Origin of the sequence: Lysobacter firmicutimachus (assembly GCF_037027445.1) — a bacterium.
Classification (GTDB): Bacteria; Pseudomonadota; Gammaproteobacteria; order Xanthomonadales; family Xanthomonadaceae; genus Lysobacter; species Lysobacter firmicutimachus.
The window spans coordinates 1-1,402 of record NZ_JBANDL010000001.1; the positions used below are offsets into that span (position 1 = coordinate 1).

Below are 1,402 nucleotides of genomic sequence, written 5' to 3' on the forward strand. Positions count from 1 at the left end.
CTGGAACGTCAGGCCTTGGGGGGTCGGGTCCTGGCCCTGAACCGGGGTCGGTGCGTCGCTGGCGTCCATGGTCTCATCGCAGTGCAGCAAAGCGGGTTAGTATACGGCGAGCCCCGCCGGGCGGGCCCGCGAGCCTGTCAATACCGGGCTTTGGACGGGCTCGCAGATCGACGGTCCGGCCCGGTTTTCGCAGCGCCTCCCCCACTCGCCGCCCGATCGTGAATCCGCCCTTCCTGATCCTCGAGACCGGCCAGCCGGTCGCCTCCATGCGCCGCCATCGCGGCTTTCCGCACTGGATCCGCGTCGCCGCCGGCCTGAGCCGCGACGAGGCCGTCGTGGTCAATGTCGAGCACGGCGAGCCGCTGCCCAGCCGCGAAGGGTTCGCCGGGGCGATCGTCACCGGCTCCGGCGCGATGGTCACCGACCGCGCCGAGTGGAGCGAACGCAGCGCGCAGTGGCTGCGCGAGGCCGCGCACGCGCGCCTGCCGCTGTTCGGCATCTGCTACGGCCACCAATTGCTGGCGCACGCGCTCGGCGGCGAGGTCGGCGATCACCCGGGCGGGCGCGAGATCGCGCGGAGCTGCCCCAGCGCGCGAGACCGCGTCGGCGGCTGCGGGCAGTTCGCCAGGCCACCACTGCAGACGTGCGCGCGCCCGAGGCGCGCGCAGCACGTCTGCAGGGGTGGCGGGCCGGAATGCGCGGCAGGCCGCGAACAGGGTCTCGCGGCGGGGTGCAGCTCGCACATCAGGCCGGATGCTCGGCGGCGTCGCACCCGCCTGAGCGCATCGCGCAGCATTTCCAGATACTGCGACCAGTAGTCCTGGCCGGCCAGCCACACCACCAGCGCGCCGCTGATCAGGGTCAGCGCGATCTGGATCAGGCCCACGCCGGCCAGCGCCGACAGCTTGTGCTGGCGCAGCGGCGCGAACAGGTCGCGGGCGCGGGTCGGGCGCCCGGCCTCGGCTTCGCGGATCACGTGCATCAGCCCGGCCAACAGCACCGGCAGGGCCAGCACCAGCAGCACGAACATCGGAATCAGCGCGGTCGCTATCCCGCTCATGTCCGGGTCGGCGCTGCCGGCCAGGCTGCGCGCCGGCGTCGCCAGCAGCACCGCGAGCAGGTACAGCACGGCCATGAACAGCACCGCGGCGCCGAAGATCGCACGCGGGTTGCGAGCGCCCAGGTTGACCGCGCGCAGCAGCCATTGCACGCCGTGGCTCAGCGGCACCTTGCGTATCGGTTGGGTCATCGGTTCGGTCCCGGGGCGGGGCCCCTCGGTTGGAGCGCGCCCCGGCCGGGGCGCGCGATAAGGCGGAGAACACGGCGGCTCAGCGTCCGTGCAGGGCGCGGGCGTGGCCGACGAAGCGGCGCAGCACGCGCCGCGCATGCGGGGTCGCGCTCA

General features: G+C 73.4%; 1 protein-coding gene and 1 pseudogene. One reads left to right on the forward strand and one right to left on the reverse strand.

Annotated features, from left to right (window positions below; all coding sequences use genetic code 11):
* Positions 1 to 266: 266 nt before the first annotated feature.
* Positions 267 to 569 (forward strand): annotated as a pseudogene (locus V2J18_RS00005) (glutamine amidotransferase-related protein); the annotation flags it as partial.
* On the opposite strand, the gene V2J18_RS00010 reads toward V2J18_RS00005, so the two are convergent.
* Positions 551 to 1,249, reverse strand: coding sequence for a hypothetical protein (locus V2J18_RS00010; protein WP_336130470.1), 699 nt, complete (start codon positions 1,247 to 1,249; stop codon positions 551 to 553). The pseudogene V2J18_RS00005 and the gene V2J18_RS00010 sit on opposite strands and share 19 nt — an antisense overlap.
* Positions 1,250 to 1,402 lie beyond the last annotated feature (153 nt).

Coding starts and splice junctions, on each gene's coding strand:
- V2J18_RS00010 (WP_336130470.1), bottom strand. CDS start 1,249: ATGACCCAACCGATACGCAAGGTGCCGCTGAGCCACGGCGTGCAATGG.